The organism is Neisseria sp. P0017.S009 (assembly GCF_051957375.1).
GTDB classification, from domain to species: domain Bacteria; phylum Pseudomonadota; class Gammaproteobacteria; order Burkholderiales; family Neisseriaceae; genus Neisseria; species Neisseria perflava.
The window spans coordinates 155,142-170,091 of the sequence record NZ_JBQCWL010000002.1 but is presented as its reverse complement, the minus strand read 5'-3'; the positions used below and the strand labels follow the sequence as shown (position 1 = coordinate 170,091).

15 protein-coding genes are annotated in these 14,950 nt (G+C 48.7%); 10 read left to right on the top strand and 5 right to left on the bottom strand.

Annotated features, from left to right (window positions below):
* Positions 1 to 240: 240 nt before the first annotated feature.
* Positions 241 to 1,719: a 4-hydroxy-3-polyprenylbenzoate decarboxylase gene (gene ubiD / locus ACTHTG_RS03065; protein ID WP_308538372.1), complete on the bottom strand. Its 1,479-nt coding sequence runs from the start codon at positions 1,717 to 1,719 to the stop codon at positions 241 to 243.
* 249 nt (positions 1,720 to 1,968) lie between these two features.
* Between ubiD and ACTHTG_RS03060 the strand changes: the two genes are divergently transcribed.
* The 5 genes from ACTHTG_RS03060 (at position 1,969) to prfA (ending at position 7,250) form a co-directional block, all read left to right on the top strand.
* The gene (locus ACTHTG_RS03060; RefSeq protein WP_036491712.1) at positions 1,969 to 2,631 is read left to right on the top strand and encodes a DedA family protein; all 663 of its coding nucleotides are present in this window, start codon (positions 1,969 to 1,971) and stop codon (positions 2,629 to 2,631) included.
* A gap of 66 nt (positions 2,632 to 2,697) precedes the next feature.
* On the top strand, positions 2,698 to 3,681 hold the full coding sequence (locus ACTHTG_RS03055; RefSeq protein WP_308538373.1) for an asparaginase: 984 nt from the start codon (positions 2,698 to 2,700) through the stop codon (positions 3,679 to 3,681).
* Between the two features lie 13 nt (positions 3,682 to 3,694).
* Positions 3,695 to 4,462 (top strand): TatD family hydrolase, encoded by a 768-nt coding sequence (locus ACTHTG_RS03050; RefSeq protein ID WP_070504434.1) that lies wholly within the window; start codon positions 3,695 to 3,697, stop codon positions 4,460 to 4,462.
* A 287-nt stretch (positions 4,463 to 4,749) separates the two neighbouring features.
* Positions 4,750 to 6,018 carry an Nramp family divalent metal transporter gene (locus tag ACTHTG_RS03045; RefSeq protein WP_049344377.1) on the top strand — a complete coding sequence of 423 codons (1,269 nt, stop codon included), beginning with the start codon at positions 4,750 to 4,752 and terminating at the stop codon, positions 6,016 to 6,018.
* A 155-nt stretch (positions 6,019 to 6,173) separates the two neighbouring features.
* The gene (gene prfA, locus ACTHTG_RS03040; protein ID WP_049329850.1) at positions 6,174 to 7,250 is read left to right on the top strand and encodes a peptide chain release factor 1; all 1,077 of its coding nucleotides are present in this window, start codon (positions 6,174 to 6,176) and stop codon (positions 7,248 to 7,250) included.
* A 101-nt stretch (positions 7,251 to 7,351) separates the two neighbouring features.
* Here the strand turns inward: prfA and ACTHTG_RS03035 are convergent, their stop codons facing one another.
* Entirely contained in the window at positions 7,352 to 7,690 is a 339-nt protein-coding gene (locus ACTHTG_RS03035) for a helix-turn-helix domain-containing protein (RefSeq protein ID WP_004519378.1), read from the bottom strand.
* A gap of 141 nt (positions 7,691 to 7,831) precedes the next feature.
* Here ACTHTG_RS03035 and ACTHTG_RS03030 point away from each other — a divergent pair, with 141 nt between their 5' ends.
* From ACTHTG_RS03030 to trmA, 4 genes are all read left to right on the top strand, one after another.
* Complete coding sequence (locus ACTHTG_RS03030; RefSeq protein ID WP_003745794.1) at positions 7,832 to 8,140, top strand: hypothetical protein; 309 nt, start codon at positions 7,832 to 7,834, stop codon at positions 8,138 to 8,140.
* 18 nt (positions 8,141 to 8,158) lie between these two features.
* Complete coding sequence (locus ACTHTG_RS03025) at positions 8,159 to 8,794, top strand: DUF805 domain-containing protein (RefSeq protein WP_440360532.1); 636 nt, start codon at positions 8,159 to 8,161, stop codon at positions 8,792 to 8,794.
* 475 nt (positions 8,795 to 9,269) lie between these two features.
* A complete protein-coding gene (gene pta, locus ACTHTG_RS03020; RefSeq protein WP_063067961.1) occupies positions 9,270 to 10,772 on the top strand; it encodes a phosphate acetyltransferase in 1,503 nt (500 codons plus the stop codon).
* Positions 10,773 to 10,889: 117 nt separating this feature from the next.
* Positions 10,890 to 11,975, top strand: a complete 1,086-nt coding sequence (trmA, locus tag ACTHTG_RS03015; protein WP_440360533.1) for a tRNA (uridine(54)-C5)-methyltransferase TrmA — start codon at positions 10,890 to 10,892, stop codon at positions 11,973 to 11,975.
* Positions 11,976 to 12,044: 69 nt separating this feature from the next.
* Here trmA and ACTHTG_RS03010 read toward each other — a convergent pair whose 3' ends face one another.
* Complete coding sequence (locus ACTHTG_RS03010; RefSeq protein WP_063067963.1) at positions 12,045 to 13,085, bottom strand: zinc-dependent alcohol dehydrogenase family protein; 1,041 nt, start codon at positions 13,083 to 13,085, stop codon at positions 12,045 to 12,047.
* A gap of 162 nt (positions 13,086 to 13,247) precedes the next feature.
* On the opposite strand from ACTHTG_RS03010, the gene mutY reads away from it, so the two are divergent.
* On the top strand, positions 13,248 to 14,282 hold the full coding sequence (gene mutY / locus ACTHTG_RS03005; protein WP_063067964.1) for an A/G-specific adenine glycosylase: 1,035 nt from the start codon (positions 13,248 to 13,250) through the stop codon (positions 14,280 to 14,282).
* 6 nt (positions 14,283 to 14,288) lie between these two features.
* Here the strand turns inward: mutY and ACTHTG_RS03000 are convergent, their stop codons facing one another.
* Entirely contained in the window at positions 14,289 to 14,645 is a 357-nt protein-coding gene (locus ACTHTG_RS03000) for a hypothetical protein (protein WP_063067965.1), read from the bottom strand.
* A gap of 3 nt (positions 14,646 to 14,648) precedes the next feature.
* On the bottom strand, positions 14,649 to 14,846 hold the full coding sequence (locus ACTHTG_RS02995) for a zinc-finger domain-containing protein (protein ID WP_003745781.1): 198 nt from the start codon (positions 14,844 to 14,846) through the stop codon (positions 14,649 to 14,651).
* Between the last annotated feature and the right edge of the window lie 104 nt (positions 14,847 to 14,950).

Genomic DNA, 14,950 nt, shown 5'->3' with positions numbered 1-14,950 from the left:
CCAAAAAGTTTCAGACGGCCTCTTAACAGATGTATTGTCAGAATAAGATGTTTATTGAGGAATGACCATATACACAATCAGTGCAACAATGACGGCAGACCATACGGTCAATATTATCAAGCCTTTTTTGGAGAGTTTTCTTTTTCTCCAATCGAGCCTCAATATTTTTACCGTACCCTCAAACATCGCCCCAATCATTTCCATCACGATTTGAAGTATAAATTCCAATAGAAATGACATCTATAAACCTAAACTCTCCCAAATCTCATCGATTTTGGCCGTAACGGCAGGGTCTTTTTTGATCACCCGACCCCATTCGCGGTCGGTTTCACCCGGCCACTTGTTAGTCGCATCCAAACCCATTTTGCCGCCGAGTCCGCTGACGGGGCTAGCGAAATCAAGATAGTCGATAGGCGTATTTTCCATCAAAACAGTGTCGCGAACAGGGTCCATGCGCGTGGTGACCGCCCAGATGACTTCTTTCCAGTCGCGCACGTTCACATCGTCATCAACCACGATGATGAATTTGGTATACATAAATTGGCGCAGGAACGACCAGCAGCCCATCATCACGCGCTTGGCGTGTCCGGCGTACTGTTTTTTCATGCTGACCACCGCCATGCGGTAGGAGCAGCCTTCGGGTGGCAGATAGAAATCGGTGATTTCGGGGAACTGCTTTTGCAAGAGCGGTACGAACACTTCGTTCAACGCCACGCCCAAAACGGCAGGCTCATCGGGCGGTTTGCCTGTGTAGGTAGAGTGGTAAATCGGATTTTCACGCATGGTGATGCGTTCGACCGTGAACACGGGGAAATGGTCCTGCTCGTTGTAATAGCCCGTGTGGTCGCCGTATGGGCCTTCCAACGCGGTTTCGTTCGGATGAATAACGCCTTCCAATACAATTTCGGCACGGGCAGGCACTTGCAAATCGTTGCCGATACATTTCACCAGTTCCGTCCGCGAACCACGCAGCAGTCCGGCAAACTGGTATTCGCTCAAGGTATCGGGAACAGGCGTTACCGCGCCCAAAATGGTGGCAGGGTCACAACCGAGCACGACAGCGACGGGATACGGCGTATCAGGATTGAGTTTGCGGAATTCCTGATAATCCAGCGCACCGCCGCGATGCGACAGCCAGCGCATAATCAGCTTGTTTTTGCCGATTAACTGCTGACGGTAAATGCCGAGATTTTGGCGTTTTTTGTTTGGTCCGCGCGTGACGGTCAAGCCCCATGTGACCAGCGGCGCAACGTCTTCCGGCCAGCAATGCTGAATCGGAAGTTTATACAAATCAACGTCTTCGCCTTCCCACATGATTTCCTGACACGGCGCGTTTTTCACCACGTTCGGCGCCATGCTCCAAATGTCTTTCAGCAACGGCAGTTTGGAAAACGCGTCTTTAATGCCTTTGGGCGGTTCGGGTTCTTTCAAATACGCCAGCGTCTGCCCGATTTCACGCAACTTGGACACGCTGTCCGCCCCCATGCCCAGCGCCACGCGTTCAGGCGTGCCAAACAGATTCGCCAACACGGGATAATCGTAGCGCGTACCGTCGGGCTTAATCGGGTGTTCAAACAACAGCGCCGGCCCTTCGGCACGCAATACGCGGTCGGCGATTTCGGTCATTTCCAAATGCGGCGACACCGGATGCTGAATGCGCTTGAGTTTGCCATCAGCTTCCAATCCGGCGATAAATTCTCGCAAATCTCTGTATTTCATGATTTCATTTTCCTGAACAGGCCGTCTGAAAACAGACCGCCATTTCGGGTTTGAAAGATAAACCAGCAGCTATTGTACCTGCCAAATCCGTCCATATCCCAACTTTCCACGTCCAAATTTCCATATTTTTTGCAAACTACCGTCAAATTTAAACAATATCTGCTTGTGATTGCTTTCAGACGGCCTTATCTTTGGTAGAATTCCAACTTAATCCAGTCATCAATCAATATCTATCGTGGGACGGCGGCCATGTTTGCATTTTTAGAATCTTTTTTCGTTGAATACGGCTATGCGGCCGTGTTTTTCGTTTTGGTTATTTGCGGCTTCGGCGTGCCGATTCCTGAAGATTTGACGCTGGTAACCGGCGGTGTGATTTCCGGCCTAGGTTATACCAACTCGCATATTATGTTTGCCGTCGGCATGCTCGGCGTATTGGTAGGCGACGGCTTTATGTTTGCGGCCGGCCGGATTTGGGGACAAAAAATCCTTAAATTCAAACCGATTGCACGCGTGATGACGCCCAAACGCTATGCCCAAGTACAGGAAAAATTCGACAAATACGGAAACTGGGTTTTATTCGTCGCCCGTTTCCTGCCCGGCCTGCGTACCGCCGTTTTCGTGACCGCAGGCATCAGCCGCAAGGTTTCCTACCTGCGCTTCATCCTGATGGACGGTTTGGCCGCGCTGATTTCCGTTCCGGTTTGGATTTATTTGGGTGAATACGGCGCACGCAATACCGACTGGCTGATGAAAAAAATGCACAGCCTGCAATCCGGTATCTTTATCGTACTGGGCATCGGCGCAGTCATTGTCGGTTGGATTTGGTGGAAAAAACACCGCCGCCACACCTTCTTCCGCGAGAAACTGCACGAAAAACGCGCGGCAAAAGCCAAAAAACAAACCAATCAATAAATCATTCCAGGCCGTCTGAAACACTTCCCCTCTTTCAGACGGCCTCAATCATTCATCAGAAACACCATGAAACAAAAAATCTTTGTCCTCTACACAGGCGGCACCATCGGCATGACCCAAAGCAGCGCCGGCCTGCGTCCCGATACCGCTCTCGTCGATAAAGCCCTCGCCCCCTTTTCAGACGGCCTTGATTTCGTATGGCACGTTTGCCAGCCGCTCATCGATTCTTCCGCGGTAACGCTGCAAAACCAACGCGACTGGTTGGAGCTTATTATCGCCAAGCTGCCTGACTATGACGGCATTTTGGTGTTGCACGGCACGGATACCATGGCATACACCGCCAACCTCTTCGCCCTCTCGCTGCAAGGTTTGGACAAACCCGTTATCCTGACCGGCTCGCAATGGCCTTACGATGCCGCCAACAGCGATGCGCCGCGCAACCTGGCCACCGCCGTTTCCGCTTTCTCGCTCAAGCTCAAACAAGTAGCGATTGCCTTTGACGGCAAGCTCTTCCCCGCCGTCGGCAGCAGCAAGGTCAGCACTGAAACCGCCGCAGGTTTTGACAATCTGCATTTTGGCGCACTCGCCGAATGGGAGGAAAATAAAGGTTGGCACAATATCCGTACCGCCTCGACCCAACATTCAGACGGCCTCAAACCGCGTCTTCCAAATCCTGAAGCCAAAGTTTCCGTCCGCACGCTGATTCCCGGTTATGCCGCGCAAGAACTTTCAGACGGCCTGCCCCACCTTTCCGCCCAAGCCCTGATTCTGCAAAGCTACGGCCACGGCAATGCGCCGAGTAACGATGCGTTTGTCCGAGCCGTCCAAGCCTTTACGCAACAAGGCAAATTGCTGCTCAACATCAGCCAAGTGCCGCAAGGTTGCGCCGCCGCCGTCTATGCCCAAGGCGATGCTTTGCGTCAGACAGGTATCATCAACGGCGGCAAATGCAATCTCGAAACTGCCACTGCGCTGATGACCCTTGCCATTTCCCATGACTGGAATGCAGATAAGGTGCAACAAGAATTGCAACAATTAAATCTGCTGTAAACCGCCATTTAATATGACTTTCACCGACACCCACTGCCATCTTGCCGACCCCAAACTTGCCGACATGCTGCCTGCCGTGCTTACCGAAGCGCAAGCCGTTGGCGTGGCGCGTTTTATCGTACCGGCCACATCCCCCAAAGATTGGCATCCCGTTGCGCAGTTGGAAAGGCCGTCTGAAAACATCCATATCGCTTTGGGCATTCATCCGTGGTTTGCAGACGGCCTCAACGAAGCGGCATTCCAAGAGTTAGAGAAAGAATTAATCCAGCATCCTCAGGCATGGGTTGGCGAAATCGGCTTGGATTTTTATGGCAAAGAGCAAACCCAAGCGCAACGCGACACGCAAACCGACGTCTTTATCCGCCAACTCATCCTCGCCCAAAACCTCAACCGCCGCGTCATCATCCATAATCTGAAAGCCACCGCCGCCATTGCCGCCGCCGTCAAAACCGCCGGTTTCACACAAGGCGGTATCGTTCACGCTTTCTCCGGCAGCGTAGAAGAAGCGCGGATTTTGGTGAAACTCGGCTTCAAAATCGGCATAGGCTCACTGCTGCTCAATCCCAATGCAAAAAAAGTCCGTGCCGCCTTACAAGCCTTAGATGACACGGATTTTGTTCTTGAAACCGACAGCCCTTTTATGCTCGGCCATGAAACCAATACACCAGCCAACATCCGCCGTATCGCCGAAATTGCAGCCGAACTGCGCGGCATACCGCTGGCGCAACTGGCTGAAATAACCGAGCAAAACGTGGATTCCCTGCTCCATACTTCCCCTTGATATGCCGACCTCAAGGCATCAAAAAGCCTTGCCCGGCCATTTCGTTTCCAAACCGACACACTCTGCCCTCCCTACCCCATATTCATGAATAAAAAGCGATACAAGGCCGTCTGAAAAAATGTTTTTGGCACAAAATATCGTTCACTCCGTCATCTCGGCTTTTTAACACCGTATTTTCCCTTTGATTGATAAAAAGTATTACGCATATTATTGGGCAAACTTTTTATTTACGTTAAAATATGCCTTTTTTTGATAATAAGGCCGTCTGAAAAAGGCGGAAACTAATTATGGCTGAACAACATACACACGCTTCCACCTGGAAGAGCAAAATCAATGCTCTCGGCCCGGGTATCATGATGGCTTCGGCGGCAGTCGGCGGCTCGCACCTGATTGCCTCCACGCAGGCAGGCGCACTTTACGGCTGGCAGCTTGCGCTGATTATCATTCTGACCAACCTGTTCAAATACCCTTTTTTCCGCTTCAGCGCACATTACACGCTGGACACGGGCAAAAGCCTGATTGAGGGCTATGCCGAAAAAAGCCGCGTTTATTTGTGGGTATTTTTGATTTTGTGTATTGCATCGGCAACGATTAATGCCGGTGCAGTCGCCATCGTTACCGCCGCCATCGTCAAAATGGCGATCCCATCGCTGACTTTCGATGCCGGCATGGTGTCCGTCATGATTATGGTTTCCTGCCTGCTGATTTTGGCAAGCGGCCGCTATAAAGCATTGGACAACGTTTCCAAAATCATCATCGTCAGCCTGACCATTGCCACCGTCGCCGCAGCCGCCGTGGCCATGTCTCGCGGCATGCAGATGAAACCCGACTTTATCGAGCCTACCCCGTGGACACTGGCAGGCTTGGGCTTCCTCATCGCACTGATGGGCTGGATGCCTGCACCGATTGAAATTTCCGCCATCAACTCTTTGTGGGTTACCGAAAAACAACGCATCAACCCTTCCAGCTACCGCGACGGCATTTTCGACTTCAACGTCGGCTATATCACCAGCGCGATTTTGGCGGTCGTTTTCCTCGCCTTGGGTGCATATGTACAATACGGCAACGGCGAGGAAGTGCAAATGGCGGGCGGCAAATATGTTGGCCAACTGATTAATATGTACGCCGTTACCATCGGCGACTGGTCGCGTCCGCTGGTAGCATTTATCGCCTTTGCCTGTATGTACGGCACCACCATTACCGTAGTGGACGGCTACGCGCGCGCGATTGCCGAACCGGTACGCCTGTTGCGCGGTAAAGATAAAACCGGCAACGTCGAACTGTTTGCTTGGAACGTCTGGGTTGCAGGCTCAGGCTTGGCCGTGATTTTCTGGTTCAACAGCGCGATGGCCGAGCTGCTCAAATTCGCTATGATTACTGCTTTCGTTGCCGCCCCAGTGTTCGCTTGGTTGAACTACCGCCTCGTCAAAGGCGACAAACGCCACAAACTGACGATGGGCATGAACTTCCTCGCCATTATCGGTTTGATTTATTTGACCGGCTTTACCGTTTTATTCCTACTGAACCAAACAGGCATCTTGGCTGCGCCTAAATAAGCCCATATAAAAAAGGCCGTCTGAAACTTAAAAACAGGTTTCAGACGGCCTTTCCAATCCATCATATCTTTTTGAATTTTCATTCAAACCCATTATAATGACTCCTTATTTCGCCGTTGCAGACCACCCGACGGCATCCGTATTTTGGAAAACTTATGAAGCCGTCTATCTTAGAAAAACTACAACAACTCAGCGACCGACTAGAAGAAGTCACACATTTGCTCGGACAGCCTGAAGCCACGTCCGACATGGACAATTACCGTAAACTCACACGCGAACACGCCGAACTGACCCCCGTCGTCGAAGTCTTCCAAAACTATCAGCTGGCGCAAAGCGACTTGGCAGATGCCGAAGAAATGCTGTCCGACCCTGAAATGAAAGACTTTGCCGCCGAAGAAATCGAAGCGGCAAAAGCCAAAATCGACGAACTCGATACCGAATTGCAAAAACTGCTGTTGCCAAAAGATGCCGATGACGACAAAAACATCTTTATTGAAGTGCGCGCCGGTACCGGTGGCGACGAAGCCGCGCTGTTTGCAGGCGATTTACTGCGTATGTACAGCCGCTACGCCGAGCGCAACCGCTGGCAGGTTGAAATCGTGTCCGCCAACGAAAGCGAGTTGGGCGGCTATAAAGAAGTTATCGCCCGCATTATCGGCTTGGGCGCATACAGCCGTCTGAAATTTGAATCGGGTGGTCACCGCGTACAACGCGTTCCTGCCACCGAAAGCCAAGGCCGTATCCACACCTCCGCCTGTACCGTCGCCGTCATGCCCGAAGCGGACGAACTCGAAGACATTGAACTGAATCCGGCCGACCTGCGCATCGACACCTTCCGCGCATCCGGCGCGGGCGGTCAGCACATCAACAAAACCGACTCCGCCGTCCGCATTACCCACTTACCGACAGGCATGGTAGTCGAATGCCAAGACGGCCGCAGCCAACACGCCAACAAGGCGCAGGCGATGAAAGTCCTCGCCGCCCGCTTAAACGATGCACAAAAACGTGAAGCCCAAGCCAAAGAAGCCGCCGAACGCAAATCCCTGATCGGCAGCGGCGACCGCAGCGAACGCATCCGCACCTACAACTACCCGCAAGGCCGCGTGACCGACCACCGCATCAACCTTACCCTGCACAAACTGGATTTTGTGATGGACGGCGATTTGGAAGAAATCACCAATGCCCTGATTGCCGAGCATCAAGCCGAGCTTTTGGCGGCCATGGGGGATTGATATTTGCCTCACTCTGATCATCATTACCAATATAAAAGCCGTCTGAAATGTAAATTTCAGACGGCTTTTATTTAAAAACAAACAAACCTATAAAACAGTATTTATTTTGAGATTTGCTCCAAAGTCTGGATCATCAATAATTTAAAAGACTGTTGTAAAGGTTCAGGAAGTTGTAAAAAAATCAGTTCGACCGGCATTTCTTCTAAATCCTTTAATGTATTGTTTTGCTGTCTTTCCAAGTATTCTGCTAGCAGAAAAATAGACGAAACACGGCATCCCAATGCATCAGCAAGATATTTTAAGATAGCCTCACTGTATCCTTGATTACCATTCTCAAGATTGGAGATATTACTTTTCGAAGTATTTGCAAAATCAGCAAGTTGCTGCTGTGTCCAACCTTTTTGTTTTCTCAAAAATCTAATTGCACGACTTATATTCATGCAAAAGATATTAGAGAGAAATAGATTCAATTAAAATTGTATTGCTGTACTTCTTGACATAAAAATACTTAAATGCAATACTTCATACAGTTTTACTGTACTTTTCTATTTTTATGAAACTTTAAATCTTGAGGTGACCAAATGAAAATTAAACACTATCTCTTTGCTGGGATTTTACCAGTGATGTTATTAACTGGTTGTATGGGGGGCTTACCTTCATGCGGTTCAAGTGATGCAGAAGATTTGGTTAAAAAAATCATTAACCAACGCTCATTTCTTTTAGGTCAATTTGTTTCATTGGATGATGTGGAAGAAACTGCCGTTAATCATGATGCCGAAATAAGAGTATGTTCTGCCAAATTGACCACAACAAAAGGAAGTGAAAACATCACTTACTCAATCAAATGGCAGAATAAAGATAAAAGTAGTTTCTACTTAGAAATTAATTAAATATTAGGAGTGATACAAATGAAGGGACAAATTTTAGACTTTTCAATTCAAAACGGTGGTGGTCTGATCAACGGGGAGGATGGTAAGCGTTATCCATTTAAAAGCGAAGAATGGAAAGAACAAAACATTCCTACTCGAGGCATGAATGTTGATTTTGATATTAATGGAGATGGTCAGGCTATTGGTATTTACAAGGCACTAAATAGCAGTTCATCTAATAATGTCGTAAATGCATTCAATACTGTGGCGCAATCCAAAAATGAAAATGGACAATTATCACTGTTTGCCTTATTTTTGGAAACGCTATCTAAACGTTATGCACAATTTTCAGGGAGAGCATCCAAACGAGAATTTTGGGGATATACACTCTTTAGAATAATTGCAGATTTTTCCATTTTTATTGTCGCAATAATAATGTCTGAAATTAGCAGAAGTCTTGGAGATATTTTCTTCCTCCTATATTACCTATTTGCTCTAGCTGTAATTATTCCATCTTTATCTGTCGTTATTCGCCGTCTCCATGATATAGGAAAATCAGGTTGGTGGTTTCTCATTATACTTATTCCTATTATTGGCCCAATCTGGCTAATTGTTTTGATGTGCCAACCATCCTTCAATGGGGATAATCAATGGGGTAGTATGCCTGAAAACTAACCTTCTAGAGTAAGGCCATCTGAAACAAAAATTTCAGATAGCCTTTCCCAATGAATTAATCAAACTTTGTCTTACTCATTTCTATTTTACTGATACTCTAATACTTCCAAAAATTATGACTTAACCTTCAATCACTGATCTCCATTTCTAAATTACCTGAATACCAGAATTTCCCCTATGAACAGTATATTTAAAATAGTGCGATCTTTTTTAAAATTAAAAAATATTTATTTTGAGTAAATATGTAAACTGATACTTTTAGAGAAAATCATGATGCCCTGATTGCCGAGCATCAAGCCGAGCTTTTGGCGGCAATGGGGGATTGATGGATTTGGTCCATTGCGTTTATACTTTTCAGACGGCCTGATGACATATGTCAATATGACCGTGTATATGTTATCCCAAAGTGATAAAATGCAGCACCAGCTGCACAACAGCAACACCCTTCTACAATCACCGAAAGAGAGGACACAAAATGGCAAAAATCCTGATCGCACCGGTATCTACCGGCCTGAGCGCCGATGCAGCGGCAAAAGCATTTGCAGCGGCATTGAATGCGCAAGTTTTCCAAGCCGTTGACTCCACTACAGAAACCCTGTTGGCTCAAGGCAAGAGCGACGACTGGTTTGACGCGCTTGTCGGTAAAGTTGCAGCATTGAATGCAGACAATCTCGTTATCGAAGGCATCACTCCTGATGCAGACAAATTGTTCTTGGCAGGCAAAAACGTCGAATTGGCGCTGTCTTTAGACGCTGGCGTTGTATTGGCGCTGAAATCCGACAATACCGACGCGGCCGCCATCGCCCAACAATTAAACCTCGCCAAACAGCTCTACACTAACTCCCCGGGCTTATTGGAAGGCTTTATCATTGACGGCGCAGCAGCCGCTTTAGGCGCACAAGTTGCCGAGCAAACCGGCCTGACTTTCTTCGGCTCCAGCGACAACCTACAAGACGTATCCGCTTTGGCCAAACGCGAAGCCAAACGCCTGTCTCCAGCCCAATTCCGCTACAACCTGATCGATTTTGCCCGCAAAGCCGATATGCGCATCGTCCTGCCTGAAGGCGCAGAACCACGCACCGTCGCCGCTGCCGCTATCTGTCACGAAAAAGGCATCGCCCGTTGCGTACTGTTGGCGACCCGCGAAGAAGTTGAAGCCGTAGCTAAAGAGCGTGGCATTTCCCTGCCTGATTCTTTGGAAATCATCGATCCTGCCTCTTTGGTTGAGCAATACGTCGAGCCAATGTGCGAATTGCGCAAATCCAAAGGCCTGACTCCGGAAGATGCTCGCAAACAGCTGCAAGATACCGTCGTACTGGGTACCATGATGATGGCTCAAAACGACGTGGACGGTTTGGTTTCCGGCGCAGTCCACACCACTGCCAACACCATCCGTCCTGCCCTGCAACTGATTAAAACCGCTCCGGGTGCAAGCCTCGTATCCAGCGTATTCTTCATGTTGCTGCCTAACCAAGTATTGGCATTCGGCGACTGCGCGGTTAACCCGAACCCAACGCCTGAACAACTGGCCGACATCGCCATTCAATCTGCCGACAGTGCCAAAGCCTTTGGTATCGATCCAAAAGTAGCCATGATTTCCTACTCTACCATCAACTCGGGCAGCGGCCCTGATGTCGATGCAGTGATCGAAGCAACCAAACTGGCGAAAGAAAAACGCCCTGATTTGGCCATCGAAGGCCCGCTGCAATACGATGCGGCTACCGTTCCATCCATCGGCAAATCCAAAGCTCCGGGCAGCGCTGTTGCCGGTCAAGCAACCGTTTTGGTTTTCCCAGACCTCAATACCGGCAACTGTACTTACAAAGCCGTACAACGCAGCGCCAACGTCCTGAGCGTAGGCCCGTTGTTGCAAGGTTTGCGCAAACCGGTTAACGACTTGTCCCGTGGCGCATTGATTGAAGACATCGTCTTCACCATCGCCCTGACTGCCGTTCAAGCCAAACAAATGCAAGGCTGATTGACAAGCTGATGCTTTGAAATCAAAGGCCGTCTGAAACCGATGTTTCAGACGGCCTTTCGTATCTTTGCGCCAACTATATTATAATTCGCCATTATTTTCTGAAAGACTGCCCCAATGACTGCCTACCAGCAACAACTAGCCGACAAAAAGCAATATCTTCAGCAACTTTTCCAAGGACTGGATTTCCCTGAAATCGAAGTCTTTGAATCTCCGGAACAGCATTACAGGATGCGTGCCGAGTTCCGTATCTGGCATGAGGGCGGCGAAATGTTTTACGCCATGTTTGAGCGCGGGCAAAAAGCAAACGGGGCAAGCCTGATCCGTTGCGACCAATTTCCTGCCGCATCCGAATCCATCAATACCTTGATGCCGAAACTGATTGAAGCCGCGTCCAATCATCCCGAGCTGAAAAACCGCTGGTACGCCGTCGAATTTTTGTCCACTTTAAGCGGCGAAATGCTGGTTACCATGATTTACCACAAGAAGCTGAACGACGCATGGCAACAAGCCGCGCAAGAGCTGGCGCACAATTTGGGCATCCACATCATCGGCCGCAGCCGCGGACAAAAAATCGTATTAAGCCAAGATTTTGTGACCGAAGCGTTGGAAGTCAACGGCAAAACCTTCCGCTATCGTCAAATCGAGGGCAGCTTTACCCAACCCAATGCCCAAGTATGCCAAAAAATGCTGACTTGGGCGTGTGATGCTGCGCAAAACTTAGGCAAAGACATGCTTGAGTTGTACTGCGGCAACGGCAATTTCACCCTGCCGCTTTCGCAACATTTCAATCAAGTGTTGGCGACCGAAGTATCTAAAACCTCCGTCAACGCCGCCCAATGGAATATTGAAGCCAACCAAATTATCAACCTCAAAATCGCCCGCCTGTCTGCGGAAGAGTTTACCGAGGCCTACACGCAAAACCGTGAATTCCGCCGCCTGCAAGAACAAGGCGTCGACTTGAAAAACTATGATTTTTCAACCATTTTCGTTGATCCTCCACGCGCTGGTGTTGATGATGAGACGCTCAAATTAGTTGCCCAATTCGACAACGTCCTCTATATTTCCTGCAATCCTGAGACCCTGCGCACCAACCTCGACACGCTCTGTCAAACCCATACCATCGAACGCGCCGCCCTGTTCGACCAATTCCCATTTACCCACCATATCGAAAGCGGCGTTTGGTTGAAGAAGAAAAAATAAAACCATACAAAAAGGCCGTCTGAATGTTCAGACGGCCTTTAATTAACGGCATATTAAGTGATTTTCAAATCAATCCGCTTCCAAAACCACTTTCATGGCTTGGTTTTCAGCAGCGTGTTTGAATACATCGTAAGCTTTTTCCAATTCGCTGAATTTGAAATGGTGGGTCATCATTTTGGTGTAATCCACTGAGCTGCTGGAAATGGCTTTCATCAGCATTTCGGTGGTATTGGCGTTAACCAGGCCGGTAGTGATGGCAAGGTTTTTAATCCACAGTTTTTCCAGTTTGAAATCAACAGATTGGCCATGTACACCAACCACAGCGATATGACCGCCGGGTTTCACAATGTCTTGACACATATTCCAAGTCGCAGGGATACCGACCGCTTCAATGGCGCAATCTACGCCGTCTTCGCCAACAATGTCGGCAACTTGCTTGCTCACATCGCCGGAAGCAGGGCTGATGGTATGGGTTGCGCCCAATTCTTTCGCCAGTTTCAAGCGGTTTTCGTCCATATCGCAAACGATGATGGCGGCAGGGCTATACAGTTGCGCAGTCAGCAACGCAGACATACCGACAGGGCCGGCACCGGCGATGAATACGGTATCGCCAGGTTTCACATCGCCATATTGCACGCCGATTTCGTGGGCGGTCGGCAGGGCATCGCTCAACAGTAGGGCAACTTCTTCGTTGACGTTGTCAGGCAGCGGAACCAAGCTGTTGTCGGCATAAGGAGTACGGACGTATTCGGCCTGAGTACCGTCAATCATATAGCCCAAGATCCAACCGCCGTTGCGGCAGTGTGAATAAAGTTGGATTTTACAGTTGTCGCAAGTACAGCATTTGCTGACACATGAAATAATGACTTTATCACCGACTTTGATGTTTTTTACAGCATCGCCGACTTCTTCTACAATACCGATACCCTCATGACCGAGAATACGACCGTCGGCAACTTCAGGGTTTTTACCCTTCCAAATACCCAAGTCAGTACCGCAAATCGTGGTTTTAACGATTTTGACGACTGCATCGGTCGGATCGATAATTTGAGGGCGGGTTTTTTCTTCGAAACGAATGTCGTTTGCGCCATGATAAACCATTGCTTTCATGTGAATCTCCTTGAGCGGTTAATAAACTTTAACAATACAACGTAAATCCACGTTAACTATATTTATATACCCCTCCACCAGATAAGTCAATCCTGATTATTATTTCGTATGTTATAGTGTAACGCTATGTTTTAAAAATAAATAATTAAAAAGTAAATATTAATGAACACATCCACATCCTTCGCGCGACGACTCATCGATTGGCAACGGCTGCATGGCCGTCACAACTTGCCTTGGCAGGTCAAAGACCCTTATTTCGTCTGGCTTTCAGAAATCATGCTCCAACAAACGCAGGTTGCTACCGTATTGGACTACTATCCGCGTTTCTTAGCCAAATTCCCAACCATACAATCGCTTGCCGCCGCGCCGCAAGACGAGGTTTTATCCTTGTGGGCAGGCTTGGGCTATTACAGCCGCGCACGCAATCTGCACAAAGCATCGCAACAAGTCGTCGGACAATTCGGCGGTATCTTTCCATCCGAGCGCAAAGACTTGGAAACACTCTGCGGCGTAGGCAGAAGTACAGCCGCCGCCATTTCTGCCTTTGCTTTTAACCGACGAGAAACCATCTTGGACGGCAACGTCAAACGCGTTCTCTGCCGTGTTTTTGCCCAAGACGGCAATCCGCAAGACAAAAAATTTGAAAACTCGCTCTGGTCACTCGCCGAAAGCCTGCTGCCGTCTGAAAACACTGATATGCCTGCCTACACGCAAGGCTTGATGGATTTGGGCGCAACCGTCTGCAAACGAACAAAACCTTTGTGCCATCAATGCCCTATGGCAGACATCTGCGAAGCAAAAAAACAAAACCGCATTGACGAGCTACCCCGTAAAAAAACTGCTCCCGAAGTGCAAACCCTACCGCTTTATTGGCTGATTATCCATAACACTGACGGCGCATTATTGCTTGAAAAACGCCCTGCCAAAGGCATTTGGGGCGGTCTGTATTGCGTACCCTGTTTTGAAAAATTAGACGATTTGTATGCTTACGCAGAACGCTTCGGTATTATTTCAGACGGCCTTGAAGAACAAACCACATTTACCCACCGCCTGACCCACCGCTTATTGATGATTACCCCTTTTCAGACGCAACAAAGGCCGTCTGAACATCTTTCAGACGGCCTTTGGGTATCATTGGAACATTTAGCAGATTATGGTTTGCCCAAGCCTTTAATCAAATATTTGGCTAAAGGCTAAACCGCCCTATTCCACAATCTCTTTAAATACAACTTCTTTTCCGCCGCGAATCAGCACGGCAAACCCGTCGCCAATCTGCCAACGCGAGCTTGGATTGGCGTACTCGACACCCTGACTGCGCAAGCGGACTTGCACCAGTTTCTCAACTGTATTGCCTTCACGCAGCTCAACCATCATCGGGCTGTGGCTGTTGATATAAATTGCAGTAATCGTCCGACCTTGTACGGATTGATAACGGACAGAATACGTCTGCGCCTGTGCAATGACCGGTAACGGCGCGTCTGGACGCACGGCCTTATACGAACCGCACGCAGCGCACAAACTCACACACAAAGCGCAGATGATTTTGTTCAACATAGGCATAGATTAGTAATGGTGATGCGGAATCTCGCCATCAAGACGGTAATAAGTGCCGCAATACGGGCATTCAATCTCACTGTTGGACTGAATCGGCAAGAACACGCGCGGATGGCCGTTCCATGTTTCATGATTAGGGCCGGAGCAATGCAGCGGCAAATCCTGCGGCTTGATGACTACAACGTTTTTTTCAGACTGTGTACTCATGGTTTGGTTCCTCACTATGTTTTCTTATCTTCCAATATTGTAAAGCAAAACGGCCGATAGGTTCAGACTGAAAACATTATATAATCACTTTTTTCAGACGGCCT